14 protein-coding genes are annotated in these 16,497 nt (G+C 47.0%); all 14 read right to left on the bottom strand.

What is annotated here, in order from left to right; all coding sequences use genetic code 11:
* Window positions 1-91: 91 nt before the first annotated feature.
* Window positions 92-361: a 30S ribosomal protein S15 gene (gene rpsO, locus COP04_RS09325; protein ID WP_100487727.1), complete on the bottom strand. Its 270-nt coding sequence runs from the start codon at window positions 359-361 to the stop codon at window positions 92-94.
* 201 nt (window positions 362-562) lie between these two features.
* Complete coding sequence (locus COP04_RS09320) at window positions 563-1,513, bottom strand: bifunctional riboflavin kinase/FAD synthetase (protein WP_100487726.1); 951 nt, start codon at window positions 1,511-1,513, stop codon at window positions 563-565.
* A 55-nt stretch (window positions 1,514-1,568) separates the two neighbouring features.
* The gene (gene truB / locus COP04_RS09315) at window positions 1,569-2,483 is read right to left on the bottom strand and encodes a tRNA pseudouridine(55) synthase TruB (RefSeq protein WP_100487725.1); all 915 of its coding nucleotides are present in this window, start codon (window positions 2,481-2,483) and stop codon (window positions 1,569-1,571) included.
* A gap of 61 nt (window positions 2,484-2,544) precedes the next feature.
* Window positions 2,545-2,895: a 30S ribosome-binding factor RbfA gene (gene rbfA / locus COP04_RS09310; protein WP_100487724.1), complete on the bottom strand. Its 351-nt coding sequence runs from the start codon at window positions 2,893-2,895 to the stop codon at window positions 2,545-2,547.
* A gap of 17 nt (window positions 2,896-2,912) precedes the next feature.
* Window positions 2,913-3,194, bottom strand: a complete 282-nt coding sequence (locus tag COP04_RS09305) for a DUF503 domain-containing protein (protein ID WP_100487723.1) — start codon at window positions 3,192-3,194, stop codon at window positions 2,913-2,915.
* Window positions 3,191-5,476, bottom strand: a complete 2,286-nt coding sequence (gene infB, locus COP04_RS09300; RefSeq protein ID WP_100487722.1) for a translation initiation factor IF-2 — start codon at window positions 5,474-5,476, stop codon at window positions 3,191-3,193. Before infB ends, COP04_RS09305 begins: the two co-directional genes overlap by 4 nt.
* 4 nt (window positions 5,477-5,480) lie before the next feature.
* Window positions 5,481-5,804 carry a YlxQ family RNA-binding protein gene (locus COP04_RS09295; RefSeq protein WP_100487721.1) on the bottom strand — a complete coding sequence of 108 codons (324 nt, stop codon included), beginning with the start codon at window positions 5,802-5,804 and terminating at the stop codon, window positions 5,481-5,483.
* On the bottom strand, window positions 5,788-6,054 hold the full coding sequence (rnpM, locus tag COP04_RS09290; protein WP_420852787.1) for an RNase P modulator RnpM: 267 nt from the start codon (window positions 6,052-6,054) through the stop codon (window positions 5,788-5,790). The genes COP04_RS09295 and rnpM overlap by 17 nt, the downstream gene beginning before the upstream one ends.
* A gap of 38 nt (window positions 6,055-6,092) precedes the next feature.
* Window positions 6,093-7,262 carry a transcription termination factor NusA gene (gene nusA, locus COP04_RS09285; RefSeq protein ID WP_100487719.1) on the bottom strand — a complete coding sequence of 390 codons (1,170 nt, stop codon included), beginning with the start codon at window positions 7,260-7,262 and terminating at the stop codon, window positions 6,093-6,095.
* 35 nt (window positions 7,263-7,297) lie between these two features.
* Window positions 7,298-7,768 carry a ribosome maturation factor RimP gene (rimP, locus tag COP04_RS09280; RefSeq protein WP_100487718.1) on the bottom strand — a complete coding sequence of 157 codons (471 nt, stop codon included), beginning with the start codon at window positions 7,766-7,768 and terminating at the stop codon, window positions 7,298-7,300.
* Window positions 7,769-7,949: 181 nt separating this feature from the next.
* Entirely contained in the window at window positions 7,950-12,251 is a 4,302-nt protein-coding gene (locus COP04_RS09275; protein WP_100487717.1) for a PolC-type DNA polymerase III, read from the bottom strand.
* 108 nt (window positions 12,252-12,359) lie between these two features.
* Window positions 12,360-14,009 carry a proline--tRNA ligase gene (locus tag COP04_RS09270; RefSeq protein ID WP_100487716.1) on the bottom strand — a complete coding sequence of 550 codons (1,650 nt, stop codon included), beginning with the start codon at window positions 14,007-14,009 and terminating at the stop codon, window positions 12,360-12,362.
* 41 nt (window positions 14,010-14,050) lie between these two features.
* On the bottom strand, window positions 14,051-15,316 hold the full coding sequence (gene rseP, locus COP04_RS09265) for an RIP metalloprotease RseP (protein WP_100487715.1): 1,266 nt from the start codon (window positions 15,314-15,316) through the stop codon (window positions 14,051-14,053).
* 23 nt (window positions 15,317-15,339) lie between these two features.
* The gene (locus tag COP04_RS09260; RefSeq protein ID WP_100487714.1) at window positions 15,340-16,488 is read right to left on the bottom strand and encodes a 1-deoxy-D-xylulose-5-phosphate reductoisomerase; all 1,149 of its coding nucleotides are present in this window, start codon (window positions 16,486-16,488) and stop codon (window positions 15,340-15,342) included.
* Window positions 16,489-16,497: the final 9 nt, after the last annotated feature.

Here is a 16,497-nt window from a genome sequence, read left to right as displayed (position 1 = left end):
TTTTGCCTGGAAAACCGCCTGTTTCTGATCAGGCAGCTTATATAAATTTGGCTAATAAAAAAGCGGGAATGCTCCCGCTTCTCCATCGCTCTTATCGACGCAGACCCAATTTATTGATCAAATCACGATATCGCTTAACATCTTTACCACGCAGGTAATTTTGCAAATTACGACGCTTACCAACCATTTTCAAAAGTCCGCGCCGCGAATGATGATCCTTTTTGTGGACCTTCAAATGTTCGTTCAATGCATTAATCTGTTCAGTCAGAACGGCAATCTGAACTTCCGGTGAACCGGTGTCGTTCTCGTGCATCTGATATTCCTGAATCAGCTGAGTTTTATGCTCTTTTGTTAAAGCCATCAGCTTTCACCTCCCTATCTCAAATCCCCGCAAGCGCAGCTGCCGCCGGTGGAGCGAGCAGCCGGGCATGGGTTCTTATACATTTTAACGGAACTCCGTTAACTGTACTTCGTTATTTTACACGTTCTCGCGATGCAATTCAAGATAGCCCGCCGTTTTTTTATAGATGGCGTCCAAAAAACTTTGGGACACGCTATTAATCTATTCCTTTAAGTTTTTAAAATAAGCAGCTGTATCTTTTTTATCTGTTTCCATTTGAGCAATTAGCCTATCCGCACCTGAAAATTTTATTTCACTCCGAAGCCTTTTATACCAGTCAACGGTAACATGTTTTCCGTATAAATCACCTGAAAAATTCAGCAAGAAAACTTCAACTGTCGTTTTTGCCTCTTTCTGCTGATAAAATGTCGGCCGTGTACCAATGCTGCAAATACCATCCATTGACTCCCCGTCAACGTTCATGCGAACAGCGTAAATTCCATTCGCCGGCATAACATACGGATGATCCGTCTCAACATTGGCAGTGGGAAAACCAAGCGTTCTTCCCCTTTGGTCACCGTGACCAACAGATCCCGTAATTTGGTAAGGGCGGCCCAGAAGCACAGCGGCGTCATCCACCGCTCCCTCCGTAATGAGGCGGCGAATATGCGTTGTACTCACTTTTTCGCCAAACCTTTCAACTTTTGGAACGGTTGTATAACTAAACATACTGCGTGAGAATTGGTCTATGTTATCCATATTGCCTTCAGCCATTCTGCCAAATGTAAAATCATATCCGGCCACTACATGTTTAGCGTGAAACTTAATCAGATAATGATCGACAAAATCTTGCGGGGAAAGCCGGCTGAGCTGAAGATCAAAATGGACAAAAACCAAGAGACCTACACCCAGCTTTTCAATCAGATCAGCTTTCTCTTCAAGCGGCGTCAGGCAGTCCTCCCGCGCTTTGTTCGGGCTAAGAACAACAGATGGATGCGGATAGAAAGTCATGACCGCGGATTCAAGCCCCTTTTCAGAAGCAATCTCGACCGCTTTTTCGATCACCTGGCGATGGCCCAGATGCACGCCGTCAAAATAACCTAGTGCAATTACTTTTTCTTTGCTGTCATTTTTCTCGATAAAAGGCTGTTGATCCAAAAAAATCTTTTCCAATGCAGGCACCTTCTAATCCTGTGAACTGATAATCTGGCAGGATTCTCCCGGCCGTCTATTCGGGGTTACTCGCCAGAACCTTTTTCGGTTTGATAAACCCGCTTTTTTCCGGGTGCTGTTCATATATTGCCAAACAGCAGTTTCTCTGGTTAAAAACAGCAAATATTTTTCCTGTTACATTTCCCGGTGCATGAAGAACTGCTCCATGAAGAACTTTTCCGGCGGTATCATCGTCTACAGTCCAATGATCCATCTGACTCAGACCGTATTCGAGCGGTCGCAGGCAATCAGAAAACCGTCCCTCAGCCAGTTTACTCTCTATCTGTTCGAAAGTCAGACAATCAGCGATAGCGAAAGGACCCGCTTTGATTCGAGTCAGTGACTCCAGATGAGCCGGATAGCCAAGCTTCCGGCCAATATCAACAGCCAGCGTCCGAATATACGTTCCTTTGCTGCATGAAACGCTGAACGGAATAGTTTCCTGAAAGGTTTCTTCTTTGCCGTCAATTTTCAACGCATAGATAGTAATCCTGCGAACAGGCTGCTCTACCGAAATGCCAGCCCTCGCGTATTCATATAATTTCTTCCCATTAACTTTTACCGCAGAATACATCGGGACAGTCTGCTCAATCTCGCCTTCAAATGACTTGAAAACAGATTTCAGCTCTTCCCGGCCGATTGTCGTGTGGACGGCCCGTCTTTCAATAATTTCACCGCCAGCGTCTTCAGTTGTCGTCGAACTCCCGAGGTGGACAACGGCCTTATATACTTTTCCGTAATCAAGAAGATACTGGGCAATTTTTGTTGCCTTTCCAAGGCAGAGAACAAGAACGCCGTCCACTTCAGGATCAAGTGTACCGGTATGTCCAATTTTTCGAAATTCCAGCAGTTTTCTTAGCCTGGCAATACAGTCGTGGGAAGTCATCCCCCGCGGTTTATTAAGCGGTAAAAGTCCATCGTACTCGGCCATGGTCAGACATCCCTTAAATAAATTTTGCTTCACTTCCATTGATCATACGATTGTCGAGGCCTCACTGATCCCTGTGATGCAGATCATTGATGAGACGGTCAATGTGGCTTCCGTATTCGATAGACTGATCAAACTTAAACTGTATTTCAGGGGTTTTTCTGAGACGAATTCTTTTGCCGATTTCACTTCTGATAAAGCCCTTGGCTTTTTCCAGCCCTTCAAGTGTCGCCGCTTTCTTTTCTTCATCACCAAGAACACTGACATAAACCGTGGCATCCTGAAGATCGCCGGTAACGTCTACTCCTGTCACTGTGACAAATCCGACACGCGGATCTTTGAGCCGATGTGCGATAATGTCGCCCATTTCTTTTTTCATCTGCTCGGCGACGCGATGCACCCTTAAATTGGCCATGGGGTCACCCTCCTTCTCTAAAACCATTCATAAGTTGTTCCTGTCCGTTCAATATCCGGACGGCTGTCAATGAGTGCAAGCGCGCGATTCAGTTCACGTTCCACGCCTACCTGCGACGTTCCGACTGAAACAAAGGCCAATGCTGTCCGCTGCCATGAATCCTGATAAGCCGTTTCGCTGGCGGACAGATTATGGTTGTTCATTGCTTTCCGCAGAATGCTCAGAACAACCGAACGTTTATCTTTCAGTGATTCGGCAGAGTACAACAGGCATTCACATTGCAGCAGCCCGACAATCATTTAGGCTGAACTTCTTCCATCACATAAGCTTCCATTGTGTCGCCCTCTTTGATGTCATTGAAGTTTTCCAGCGTCACGCCACATTCGAATCCTGCTTTCACTTCTTTGGCATCATCTTTAAACCGCTTAAGCGTATCCACATGCCCTTCGTAGATGACAACCCCATCGCGGACAAGGCGTATACCTGCTTCTCTCGAAATCAGCCCGTCGGTGACATAGCATCCGGCTATTGTTCCGATTCTGGATACTTTAAATGTCGTGCGGACATCCAGCTGCCCGATCACTTTTTCTGTGTACTCGGGATCAAGCATACCTTTCATAGCCGCTTCCATTTCATCAATTGCATCATAAATGACACGGTAAAGCCTGATATCCACTTTTTCCTGCTCAGCCACATCTTTAGCGTGATTATCCGGCCGTACGTTAAATCCGATGATGATCGCATTGGAAGCAGAGGCAAGAATGATATCCGACTCGCTGATTCCGCCGACCCCTTCATGAATAATATTGATTTTAACTCCATCAACATCTATTTTTTTAAGTGAGCCGGAGAGGGCTTCAACCGACCCTTGTACATCGGCTTTAATTACAACATTGATTTCTTTCATTTCACCCTCTTTGATCTTCTCAAACAGATCATCGAGGCTGACTTTACTCGTTGTTTCCTTCCGTTCGGTAATCAATGCACGTTCAGCACGGGTTTCGCCGATCTGACGAGCCTTTTTCTCATCCTCAAAAACCATAAACTGATCCCCGGCCTGCGGGACATTGTTCAATCCGGTAATCTCAACAGGTGTCGAAGGAGTTGCTTTCTTAACACGGCGTCCAACATCGTTTACCATCGCGCGGACACGTCCAAACGTATTGCCAACAACTATCGAATCGCCGATTCTCAGTGTGCCATTCTGGATGAGCAGCGTCGCAACCGGTCCCTTTCCTTTGTCCAGTTCTGCTTCAATGACCGCACCGCGTGCCGGTTTTTCAGGATTGGCTTTATATTCTTCCATTTCTGCTTCAAGCAGAATCATTTCAAGAAGATCATCAATGCCTATACCCTTTTTGGCAGAGATCTTGACGAAAATCGTGTCGCCGCCCCAATCTTCAGGAACAAGCCCCTGCTCGGATAATTCCTGCATAACGTGATCCGGATTGGCGTTCGGTTTATCAATTTTATTGACTGCAACAATAATTGGCACCTTGGCCGCTCTTGCGTGATGAATGGCCTCAATCGTCTGCGGCATTACTCCGTCATCAGCTGCAACCACAAGCACGGTAATATCAGTGATTTCTGCGCCTCGCGCACGCATTGTTGTAAACGCAGCATGGCCGGGGGTATCAAGAAAAGTGATCTTCTTTCCTTCATGAATTACCTGATACGCTCCGATGTGCTGAGTGATCCCGCCTGCTTCGCCGGCAGTAACCTTAGTATGACGAATTGAGTCAAGCAGCGTCGTCTTGCCATGATCGACGTGCCCCATAATAGTAACGACGGGAGGACGGAGCACCGCAGTCTTCTCATCAATTTCCAGTCCCTCGCCTTCGAAGCTTGCCTCATCAATGATGACTTCTTCCTCTACTTTGACACCGTAATCATCGGCAAGCAGCTCGATAGTGTCTTTATCAAGGTCCTGATTTTTAGTAGCCATGACTCCGAGGGCCATTAACTTTTTAATAATGTCAGTTGAAGGCCGTCCCAGTTTTTCAGCAAACTGCCCGACTGTAAGGGAACCAGAAAGCGTAATTTTCTCAGGAAGCTTGATTTCCAACCTCTGTCTGTTTGCCGCAGAGAGACCGCCGCGACGTCTGCCCTGATTATTGCCACGGCGTCCTCTGCGTCTCCCGCTGTTTGCACTGTTCCCGCCAAAATTATTGCGCTCATTTGCGCCTGAAGATCTGTTTCCCCAATTGCCTGATTTTGAATTTCCGGAATTGTTTCCAGTGTTATTTCCAGTGCTGCTTCCGGCACTTTCCCCTGATTTCCCCTTAAAAGTACTTGCATGCCGGTCTTTCTTTTCAAAAGTCTGATGGTTAGGTTTTTTTTCTTTTGTTTTTGTCTGGTTCACTGTACCCTCTGTTTTCATTTTTTTAGGCTCTACTTTTGCCGGACGGGCAGCAGGTGCCTTTTTTTTATTCAGCCTGCGATTTAATTGACTGATGGCATTATCTTCTATTACAGACATGTGGCTTTTAATCGTGAAGCCAAGGTTTTCTAGTATTTCAATAACTTCTTTGCTTGTTACATCGTTCTCTTTGGCATATTCATAAATACGCATTTTGCTCATATATTCACCCCCGTATTGATGGCCTAAGCCGTTCGATCAGCCCTCCCGCAAATCCAGAATCCGTTACGGCAGCCAGTACACGAGCTGGCTGGCCGATTGCCTGGCCGAGCTGCATCCTGTCCGGAACGGGCAAAAGAGGAACCTGATAATAACTGCATTTATTTCCAACAGTTTTCTTTGTACGGGCAGAAGCATCCAGTGAAATGATCACGGCTTTGGCTTTCTGATCACGTATCATCCGGAGAACGGTTTCTTCACCGGAGACCACTTTTCCCGCACGGCGTGCAAGTCCAAGAAGGGAGACCCAACTGTTATTCTTCGGCTGCATCAGCAGGGTGCTCCTCAAGGTAAACGTTCATATCCTCGAAAACCTGATCGGGGACAGGCACGCCGAGATGCCGGGAAAGCAGATTTTTATCCCTTGCCTTCGTTATGCAACTCTTTTTTTTAGAAATATAGGCCCCGCGGCCATTCTTCTTTCCTGTAAGATCAAGAAATATATCGCCCTCAGGAGAGCGAACGATGCGGAAAAGGTCCCGCTTTTCAGCAGATTCCTGGCAAACAATACATTTTCGCATCGGAATTTTCCGTTTCTTAGGCAATGTCATCTGCCTCCTCAGCTTTCTTCCTGATCGGGAGTATCCGTCGGGGCAATCCCGTCTGCCTCTTCCGGAACAGCCTGATTTTCACTTTCCGGGAGCGATGTTTCATCGGAAACATTATTCACGGCCTCTTCATTAAAGAGTCCACTCTCTTCAGCCTCAGATTCACTCTTGATGTCAATTTTCCAACCGGTCAGTTTTGCAGCCAGGCGGGCATTCTGGCCCTTTTTACCAATTGCAAGTGATAGTTGGTAGTCAGGAACAACCACCGTGGTTGCTTTGTCTGCTTCATGGACAATAACCCTGACAACCTTTGATGGACTGAGTGCGTTAGCAACGTAAGTCACAGGGTTTTCCGACCAATTCACAATGTCAATTTTCTCACCCTTGAGTTCATTCACAATTGTCTGCACACGGGCACCTTTCTGGCCAACACATGCACCGACTGCATCAACCTCAGGATCCTCCGCATAAACGGCAATCTTAGAACGGTCGCCTGCCTCACGGGAAATCGACTTAATTTCAACTGTGCCGTCATAAATCTCCGGGACTTCCAACTCAAAAAGCCGTTTCAAAAGACCCGGATGAGTTCTCGAGACAGTAATCATCGGCCCCTTCTTCGCATCTTCAACTTTTGTAATATACACTTTTATCCTGTCGTGAGGGCGGTAAGTCTCATTGGGCATCTGTTCAGACTGAGGAAGAAGTGCCTCCACACGCCCCAGATCGACATAAATAAACCGGTGATCCAACCTCTGGACAATGCCTGTCATAATATCGTCCTGACGATCGATGAACTCAGAGTAAATCACATTGCGCTCTGCTTCGCGCACTCTCTGGGTAACGACCTGTTTGGCCGTCTGGGCGGCAATCCTGCCGAAATTTCTGGGAGTAACCTCAATCTCAACTGTGTCACCAAGCTGATAGTGAGGATTCAGGCTTTTCGCGTCTTCGAGTGAAATCTGCAGATTTTTATTCTCTGCAGATTCAGCAACTTCTTTTCTGGCGTACACTTTAATCTGGCCGAGCCCTTCATTAATATCCACGCGGACATTCTGAGCCTGTTCAAAGTTGCGCTTATATGCGGAAATCAGCGCTGCCTCCAGTGCATCCAGAAGCACTTCTTTGCTGATTCCCTTATCTTTTTCCAATGCCGTGATCGCTTCTACTAAATCACTGCTCATTTTTTTCTCCCCTTTTCATAACGGCGATTCAATGCCTAAAAAATGACTGCAAGCCTGCTGCTCGCAATCTTTTCAAAGGGCAGTGTCACATGATCTTCTTTAGTCTTGTTTTTGATCACAAGAACTACATTGTCACTGCTGACTTTTTCGAGTTTCCCCTCAAAAACCTTTGAACCGGAAATGGGTTCATAAGTTGTCAAATGGACATCTTTCCCCACCGATTTTACAAAATCCTCATACTTTTTCAGCGGACGCTCAGCTCCGGCAGAAGAGACTTCGAGAAAATAAGCTTCCTTGATCGGATCCTTTTCATCCAGTGCCTCGCTCAGCTTTTCGCTTACTACTGCGCATGTATCCAGATCAACCCCCTCAGGTGAATCAATGAATACACGCAGAAAGCGGTTTTTCCCTTCCTTAACGAATTCGATATCCACCAGCTCCAGGTTTAACCCGCGCAAAATCGGGGAAATCAATTCATCTGTCATCTTCGCGATTGCGCTTGCCATGTCCAGCCTCCTTTTGAAAACGAAAGAGTGGGAAATTCCCACTCTTTGCAGACGAACTATTTCCAGTATTTCCATAAACACTATATCATACCCGTCAATTCAAGGCAAGAAGGGCCATTTTCTCTGAAACGGGCTAAATTATCTGCGCTGCAGGAAACATAAGCCCCTTGCCCATTCGAATTCAGAAAAGCGAAAGCTGGTTCGCGTCCGGCATACCCTCGAGGCATCCCTGCCCATCAAGATACTCAAGAACGGTTTTTGAGATCTTCGCCCGTTTTTGCAAATCCTCTTTCGACAGGAATTCCCCTTCATCCCTTGTCTGGGCAATCGCTTTGGCCGCATTGGTACCAATACCGGGGATGGCATCGAAAGGCGGAATAAGTGATTGACCGTCAACCAGAAAACGTGTGGCGTCTGATCTGTAAAGATCAACAGACTGGAAGCTGAAGCCGCGTTCGCACATTTCAAGAGCGACTTCGAGCACCGTCAGAAGACTTTTTTCCTTCGGTAGAGCATCATTGCCTTTTTGATCGATTTCATCCATTTTTTCTTTGATTCGTCCCGAGCCCTGCTTCATCACATCGACATCAAAATCGTCTGCTCTGACAGAGAAATAGGTAGCATAAAATAGAATCGGATAATGGACTTTGAAATAAGCAATCCGGAAGGCCATCAACACGTAGGCTGTGGCGTGAGCCTTCGGGAACATATACTTGATTTTGAGACAAGACTGCATGTACCAATCTGGAACGTTATTTTCCTTCATTTCGGCAATCCAGTCATCATTGAGTCCCTTTCCTTTACGGACGGATTCCATGATTTTAAAAGCGTGCGACGGCTCCAACCCTTGATGCATCAGGTCAATCATAATGTCATCACGACAAGAAATGACATCCTTCAGCACACAGGTCCCATCATCAATCAGTATCTGGGCATTGCCGAGCCAGACATCTGTCCCGTGGGACAAACCGGAAATCTGAACGAGTTCGGCGAAAGTCGTTGGTTTGGTATCCTCAAGCATTTGGCGTACAAAACGGGTGCCGAATTCAGGAATGCCCAACGCGCCAGTCTTGCTGCGGATTTGTTCCGGTTTCACACCAAGCGATTCGGTTGTACTGAAGATCTTCATGACCTCCTTATCGTCCACCGGAATTGTTTTAGGATCAATGCCGCTTAGATCTTGCAACATACGGATGACGGTCGGATCGTCATGCCCGAGGATATCAAGCTTCAGTATATTATCATGAATCGAATGAAAATCAAAATGCGTCGTCCGCCATTCCGCTGTTTTATCATCTGCCGGATACTGAATAGGCGTAAAATCATAGATTTCCATATCGCGCGGAACAACAACAATGCCACCGGGGTGCTGACCCGTCGTCCGTTTGGCACCGGTGCAGCCGGCAGCAAGGCGGTCGCGCTCCGCGCCGCGGAAATGGCTGCCCGTATCTTCCTCATATCCTTTGACATAGCCGTAGGCTGTTTTATCGGCGATGGTTCCAATTGTACCGGCTCGGTAGACCTTATCTTCACCGAACAGCACTTTGGTGTAGTTATGTGCGACCGGCTGATAATCCCCAGAAAAATTCAGATCAATATCCGGCACCTTGTCTCCCTTGAATCCAAGAAAAGTTTCAAAGGGGATGTCATGTCCGTCTTTTTTCATCACTGTGCCGCATTCCGGGCAGTTTTTATCGGGCAGATCAAACCCGCAGGCAACCGACCCGTCTGTAAAAAACTCCACATGATGACATTTCGGGCAAAGATAATGCGGAGGCAGCGGATTGACTTCCGTAATTTCCAGCATCGTCGCGACAAGCGAAGAACCTACGGATCCTCGCGATCCGACCAAATAACCGTCAGACAGCGATTTTTTGACCAGTTTATGCGCGATCAGATAAATAACAGAAAATCCATTGCCAATAATGCTTTTTAATTCCTTCGCCAGCCTTTTTTCCATAATATCAGGCAGCTTGTCTCCGTAAAGCAGATGCGCCCGCGCATACGTTTTCTCTTTGACTTCATCTTCCGCTCCGTCAATGGTTGGCGTGTAGAGCTTATCTTTAACAGGAAGCACAGCTTCAATGGAATCAGCGATGGCGTTGGGATTCGTCACAACAACTTCCTTCGCTTTTTCCTCACCCAAAAAGTTCATGCACTTCAGCATCTCATCCGTTGTCCTGAAATGGACATTGGGCTGTGTCTGGCGGTTGAGTGGATTGCCAGCCTGCGACGAAATCAGGATCTTCCGGTAAATCCGGTCATGTTCATCCAGATAGTGGACATCGCCCGTCGCAACAACCGGTTTATCCAACTTCTCGCCCAGACGAACCAGTTTTGTCATGACATCTTTAAGGGCCAGTTCATCGCGCACAATTCCTTTTTCAACAAGATGCATATAATTCGACGGCGGCTGGATTTCAATATAGTCATAGAATTCGGCGACTTTTTCGGCCTGCTCAGAGGATTTCTCCATCATCGTCTCGAATAATTCCCCTTTATCGCAACCCGATCCGACGATCAGCCCTTCACGATACTTGTTCAGAATTGAACGGGGAATTCTCGGCACACGGTAAAAATATTTAACATGGGCAAGTGAAACTAATTTATACAGGTTTTTCAGACCTATATGATTTTTCACCAGTAAAATAATATGTGAAGGACGAATACGGTCCATGTTACCTTTGCCTAGATTATCATTCAGCTGATCATGATATTGCATGCCCTTTTCAGCCGCATCTTTCAGCATCTTCCATGCTAGATACCCTGTCGCCTCCGTATCATAAATAGCCCGGTGATGATGCGTCAGCTCAATATTAAAAGCCTTGCAAAGGGTATCAAGTTTGTGATTTTTAAACTCGGGATACAGAAAGCGCCCGAGTTCCAGTGTATCGATCACCGGATTTAATGCCCTCTCAAACCCCATTTTTTTATAGCCGGTATTCAGGAACCCCATGTCAAATGTTGCATTATGGGCAACAAGGATGGCGTCACCGGCAAAGTCTCTGAATGCTGTGATGACCTCATCTGCGTCCGGGGCATCCGCCAGCATTTCATCGGTAATGCTTGTCAGCTCGATGATCTTTTTCGGGAGCGGATGGTGCGGATTCGCAAAGCGATCGAATTTTTCAATCACTTCACCGTTCTTTATTCTAACTGCCGCCAGTTCGATGATGGTATCATAAACTGCAGAAAGCCCGGTTGTTTCCACGTCAAACACAACATATGTATCTTCCGAAAGCAGCCGGTGATCCAGATTATAGGCAATCGGGATGCCGTCATCAATCATATTGGCCTCAACACCATACAGCACTTTAACACCGAATTTCTGCCCTGCTGAATAGGCTTCCGGGAAAGACTGGGCCACACCATGATCGGTAATCGCTATTGCCCGGTGCCCCCACTCTTTCGCCCTTTTGACAAGCGCGGTTGCCGTAACCACTGCATCCATTTGGCTCATGACTGTATGCGCGTGCAATTCCACACGCTTCTCGCCATCAGGAGCATGGTCCTCTTTTTTAACGGGCTGGATTTCTTCAACGTCATTCGCAATCATCACCAAGTCACGCACAAAGCTGTCATTTTGCACGCCCCCGCGGACTTTGACCCACATACCCTTGTTGAGGTTCTGGAACTTAGCCGCGTCCTCTTTATCCCGTGAGAAAACCTTGACCATCAGTGAATCCGTATAATCTGTCATCTTGAACAGAAGCAAGGTGCGCCCGCTTCTCAGCTCGCGTGTTTCACTGTCAAAAACGTAACCCTGAATGGTGACGCGGCGCTCTTCATCCTGTATCGTTTCGATTGGCACCGGATCATCATGGATATCATAGCCAACTTTAAAAGGGCCGCTTGGCGCGTTCTCAGATTCTTCCTTATTTTTTTCGCGCTCCATCATCGCCTGCAGCACTTTCTGATGATCTTCCTGTTCTTTCTGACGGACGAATGAATCATACGCTTTTGATTTGCTATCCTGATCAATTTTGACTTCAAGCGAGAAGGGAGGAAAGCCAAGGCTCCGCAATTGTTCATTCAGAGGATGGGGGAGCTTGCGCTTCATCAGCCCCGCTTCCGTTTCATTCGTAGCGGATAGGATGAGTTGCTTACCTTCAGCTTCCGGATTTTGCTCTGATAAGCAAGTTTTCATCGCGGGAAATGTATCAGAGAGCCTGCTTCGGACGGATGGCCAGTACTCTTTAATTTTTTCAGCCGAACCTTCATCTGACCGGGTTTGGATAGAAAAATTCAGGCTGGATACCACGGCTTGAAAGTGTTTGTTCAGGCTGTTTTCCAGCCATTCATAAACCTGCAGCGGCAGGACATGGTCGACCAGAAAATCAAAATGCCAGCGCCGTTCCGTACGAAACACAGTTAATTTTTCAATTTCACCGTTCTGAAAAAATTTTGAGATCCATTCATCCGGAGCCTCAATCTGCTGCAGCAGAATGGACCATTTAGATGATTTTGTCTGTGATTCCGCCATCTGTCGGCATCTCCTTTCACTATCATTCTACTAAAAAAAGATAAGGGACGGCCAGATGAAAAAAAAAAGGGATGCAGCGCGGCTTCCCTTCTCCAAAAAATGCCGGTATTACAATTGGCTCAGCAATTCCGCTACGGCTCCGGTAAGTCCGTCCGTCTGAATTTCTTTTCTTCCTGCAGCCTGTCCCTTTCTTGAACCGATCTCAATAATTGAATCTCCAGCCTTCTTCCCGACCACAATTTGTACAGGGCAGCCGATCAGTTCGCTGTCGGCGAATTTAACACCCGGACGCTCCCTGCGGTCATCCCATAAGACATCAAAACCGTGGCCGGACAGTTCACCGTAGAGTTTTTTGGACAAAGCTGATTGTTCGTCGTTCTTTGGATTAACCGTGATTAGATGGACATCAAAGGGCGCCAGAGATTTAGGCCAGATCAATCCTTTTTCATCATGATATTGCTCGCAGATTGCCGAAAGTGTCCGTGATATACCGATCCCGTAACACCCCATAATCAGAGGTTTGTTTTTCCCCTCCTCGTCAAGGAAGAGAGCGCCCATCGTCTCCGAATACTTTGTACCAAGCTTGAACACCTGGCCGATCTCGATACCCTTGGCAAATTGGATCGTTCCTTTCCCATCCGGTGACGGGTCTCCTTCTTTAACAAATCGCAGATCCGCAAATTTTTCCACATGCAGATCCCGTTCCGAATCGACATTACTGTATGTCATATCTTCTGCTTCATTGTAAAATTCAGCCTGTGAAAGCGAAAGGAGTTCCTGATCTGCCAAAATCCGGACACCTTCAGCAGCTTGCAGTGCATCCGGTGTATGCTCACTCTTCAAAGGCTCAACCAGGTCAGTGCCAAGCAGATTCTTGACCTTGACATCATTCACTTCATCAGAGGCTTTCAGGAAGACAAGAATAGTCTCGACCCGCGTCTTAAACCATCTGGCTGAAATCATTCGATCATTGGAAACTGTCGTTTTTCCTGATTTTTTCTCCAGCGGCAGAATTTTGCGTTCAGAAGAATTTTTTCGCGTGACAACCGGTGCCATTTCGAGATTCGCCGCAAAATCAGACTGATCTGAATAGGCAATCGTATCCTCACCTATTTCAGCAAGTGCCTGAAATTCGTGTGTGTCTTTTCCGCCCATCGCGCCAGAGTCAGCCAGCACAGCCCGAAATTTCAGGCCACATCTTTCGAAAACATTTTTATAGGCCTGAAACATTTTCCAATAGGCTTCATCAAGGCTCTCTTCGGTTGCATGGAAAGAGTAGGCATCCTTCATGATAAACTCTCGGCCTCGCAGCAAACCGAAACGCGGCCGCTTTTCGTCCCTATATTTGGTCTGAATCTGGTAGACACTCATCGGTAGTTTTTTGTAGGAATTAAGCGAATCGCGTACCAGGCTTGTAACCAGCTCCTCGCCGGTTGCCCCCATTGCAAAATACCGTCCGTGCCGGTCTTTCAGCCTCATCAGTTCAGGGCCGTAGACATCCCAGCGTCCGGACTCGTGCCACAGCTCGGCCGGCTGCATCGCCGGCATCAGCAGTTCCTGGGCACCCGTACGATCCATCTCTTCACGGATGATTGCCTCAATTTTTTTAATAATTTTATAGCCCAGAGGCAGATATGAATAAATTCCGGCTGCATTCTGCCTGATGAAACCACCGCGCAACAGAAATTGATGGCTGGCTGATTCCGCATCAGACGGCACTTCTTTTAGAGTCGGGATAAACATTTGGCTTTGTCTCATGTATAGCACCTCATATTATCAGATCAATGATTGTTATCGTATTATCGCATAAAAATGTTTTGTAGATCATTCCAGGTTACAAGAAGCATGAGCAACATCAGAAATGCAAAGCCGATAAAGTGAACCAAAGCTTCTTTCTGGGGTTCGACAGGCTTTCCTCTCAATGCTTCAATAATCAAAAACATCAGGCGACCACCGTCCAATGCGGGAAGCGGAAGAAGGTTAATGACAGCCAGATTGACGCTTAGAAAAGCGGCCCAGTTTAGTACGAGCACGAGCCCCTGATGGACAACCTCGCCGGTCATTTGATACATGCGTGCCGGCCCTGCCAGGTCGTTCAAATTAAATCCACCGGTAACCATCGTCTTAAGCCCGTCCAGCTCTGTTGTGATCCAGTAACCCGTTTGTTTCACCCCGGCCACAACAGAAGCAGGAATGGAATGCAGTGTCGGTCCGTAAGCGCCGATTAGGCCTTCTTTCGTGCCCTTTACCTGACCATTGCGTTGATCTGAAACGAGGCTGACACGGCTTACGTGCCCATTGCGGTCAATGGTGAAGGTCATTTTTTCTTTCGGATGTTTTTGAACATAGCTGACGATATCATTCCAGCTGACGATTTTCTGTTGATCAATCTGAAGCACTTTATCATTTGCCAGCAGCCCGGCTTTCTGTGCCGGATAACCGTTAATCAATTCACCAAGTTTCGGGGCATCAGAAGGCACACCCTGAATACTGTAGAAAATAATAAATACGACCACCGCAAGCACGAGATTCATGAATGGCCCGGCAAAAATAGTCAGAAACCTTTTGAGGAGCGACTTCGATGCAAACTGCCTGTCGAGCGGCGCAATCTGAAAATCCTGATTGTCAGCAACATAAGTGGCTTTCCGATCTAGTTCATAACGGACGAGGGGGCTGTTCTCCTCTTCGTATCCGGATATATAAAGATCTTTTTCGAGATCGCAATGTTCAACAGTAAGAAAACGTGCCTGAGGATATTTTTCCAGATGGTCGGCAATCAGCCGGTTGACTTTTCCGCTCTGGTCAAAGTACAAACCGATATGCTGTCCTGGTTTGATTTCAACAATTTCAGGATCTTCCCCCGCCATCCGCACATAACCGCCGATCGGGAGAAGACGCAGCGTATAAACGGTCTCGCCTTTTTTGACTGAGAAAATTTTCGGACCGAATCCGATGGCATATTCGCGGCACAAAATGCCGCTTCTCTTAGCAACAACAAGATGTCCAAGCTCGTGGATCGATACGAGCAATCCGAAAATAATCACGACAACGATCAAAGTCTCCACAATCGTTCACCCCTGATCCTATTTTATTTAACAAGTGATCGTACAAATTCACGCGTCCGCCTGTCCGTTTCTTCAATCATTTCGAGACTGGGCTCCGGAATCAAATCATGGTGATCAAGCGCATTTTTCACAAGTGGCTCTATCTCAAGAAACTTGATCCGACCTTCCAGAAACAGGTCAACAGCCGTTTCATTTGCTGCATTAAGAACAGTAGGCATTGAACCTCCCGCCTTCCCGGCTTCATAAGCCAGCTTCACAGCAGGAAATCTTACAGTGTCCACTTTTTGGAAATGAAGCGTTCCCGTTTCCCATAAGTTTAACCTTTTTGTCTGCTTCAATTCAAGTCTTGAGGGATATGAGAGGGCATATTGAATCGGGACCAGCATGCTTGGAAGGCCAAGTTGGGCGATCATACTATGATCATCATATTCGACCAGGGAATGAACAATACTCTCTCTGTGGATAACCGTATCGATCCGGTCATACGGCACGTCAAAAAGCCAGTGCGCCTCTATGACTTCCAATCCTTTATTCATCATAGTTGAAGTATCGACAGTGATCTTGGCTCCCATGGACCAGTTGGGATGCTTCACTGCGTCAGCCGCAGTCACATACTTCAGCTCCGCTCGGGTTCTATCCCGAAAAGCACCTCCCGATGCTGTTAGAATCAGTCGCGACAGCGCCGTTCTGTCCTGCCCCTTGAGGGACTGAAAAATAGCTGAGTGCTCACTGTCTATCGGAAGAATCTGCACACCGAATTTTTCGGCCCGTTTCATAACTAAATGGCCTGCAGTGACCAGTGTCTCTTTGTTTGCAAGACCAATCGTTTTCCCTGCTTCAATGGCGGCAAGTGTCGGCTCCAGGCCGATGCTGCCGAGCACTGCATTGACCAGCATGTCGCTGTCCGGAAAAACAGCAGCTTCGATCATGCCGTCCAAGCCGTAAACGATTTTAATCCTTCCGTCAATCTGATTACGGATCCGTTCAGCTGTTTCCTTATTTTTAACTGCAACTAATTTAGGGCCGAACTCCCGGATCAACGGGAGAGCTGTCTGAACGTTTTCACCAAATGCAAATGCAGAAACCGAAAATTGGTCGGGGTGTTCACGAACCACAGCCAGTGTTTGAGTACCCACCGAACCGGTCGCACCAAGCAAACTAATATGTTTCAAAACAATGCC

The sequence above is a fragment of the Sporolactobacillus pectinivorans genome (assembly GCF_002802965.1).
GTDB classification, from domain to species: Bacteria; Bacillota; Bacilli; order Bacillales; family Sporolactobacillaceae; genus Sporolactobacillus; species Sporolactobacillus pectinivorans.
This window is presented reverse-complemented; position numbering and strand designations above follow the sequence as displayed.

What these genes read in the sequence shown, in the direction of transcription:
- rpsO (WP_100487727.1), bottom strand. Translation starts at nt 361, where the DNA reads ATGGCTTTAACAAAAGAGCATAAAACTCAGCTGATTCAGGAATATCAG.
- truB (WP_100487725.1), bottom strand. Translation starts at nt 2,483, where the DNA reads ATGGCCGAGTACGATGGACTTTTACCGCTTAATAAACCGCGGGGGATG.
- rbfA (WP_100487724.1), bottom strand. Translation starts at nt 2,895, where the DNA reads ATGGCCAATTTAAGGGTGCATCGCGTCGCCGAGCAGATGAAAAAAGAA.
- COP04_RS09305 (WP_100487723.1), bottom strand. Translation starts at nt 3,194, where the DNA reads ATGATTGTCGGGCTGCTGCAATGTGAATGCCTGTTGTACTCTGCCGAA.
- infB (WP_100487722.1), bottom strand. Translation starts at nt 5,476, where the DNA reads ATGAGCAAAATGCGTATTTATGAATATGCCAAAGAGAACGATGTAACA.
- COP04_RS09295 (WP_100487721.1), bottom strand. Translation starts at nt 5,804, where the DNA reads ATGCAGCCGAAGAATAACAGTTGGGTCTCCCTTCTTGGACTTGCACGC.
- rnpM (WP_420852787.1), bottom strand. Translation starts at nt 6,054, where the DNA reads ATGCGAAAATGTATTGTTTGCCAGGAATCTGCTGAAAAGCGGGACCTT.
- nusA (WP_100487719.1), bottom strand. Translation starts at nt 7,262, where the DNA reads ATGAGCAGTGATTTAGTAGAAGCGATCACGGCATTGGAAAAAGATAAG.
- rimP (WP_100487718.1), bottom strand. Translation starts at nt 7,768, where the DNA reads ATGGCAAGCGCAATCGCGAAGATGACAGATGAATTGATTTCCCCGATT.
- COP04_RS09275 (WP_100487717.1), bottom strand. Translation starts at nt 12,251, where the DNA reads ATGGCGGAATCACAGACAAAATCATCTAAATGGTCCATTCTGCTGCAG.
- COP04_RS09270 (WP_100487716.1), bottom strand. Translation starts at nt 14,009, where the DNA reads ATGAGACAAAGCCAAATGTTTATCCCGACTCTAAAAGAAGTGCCGTCT.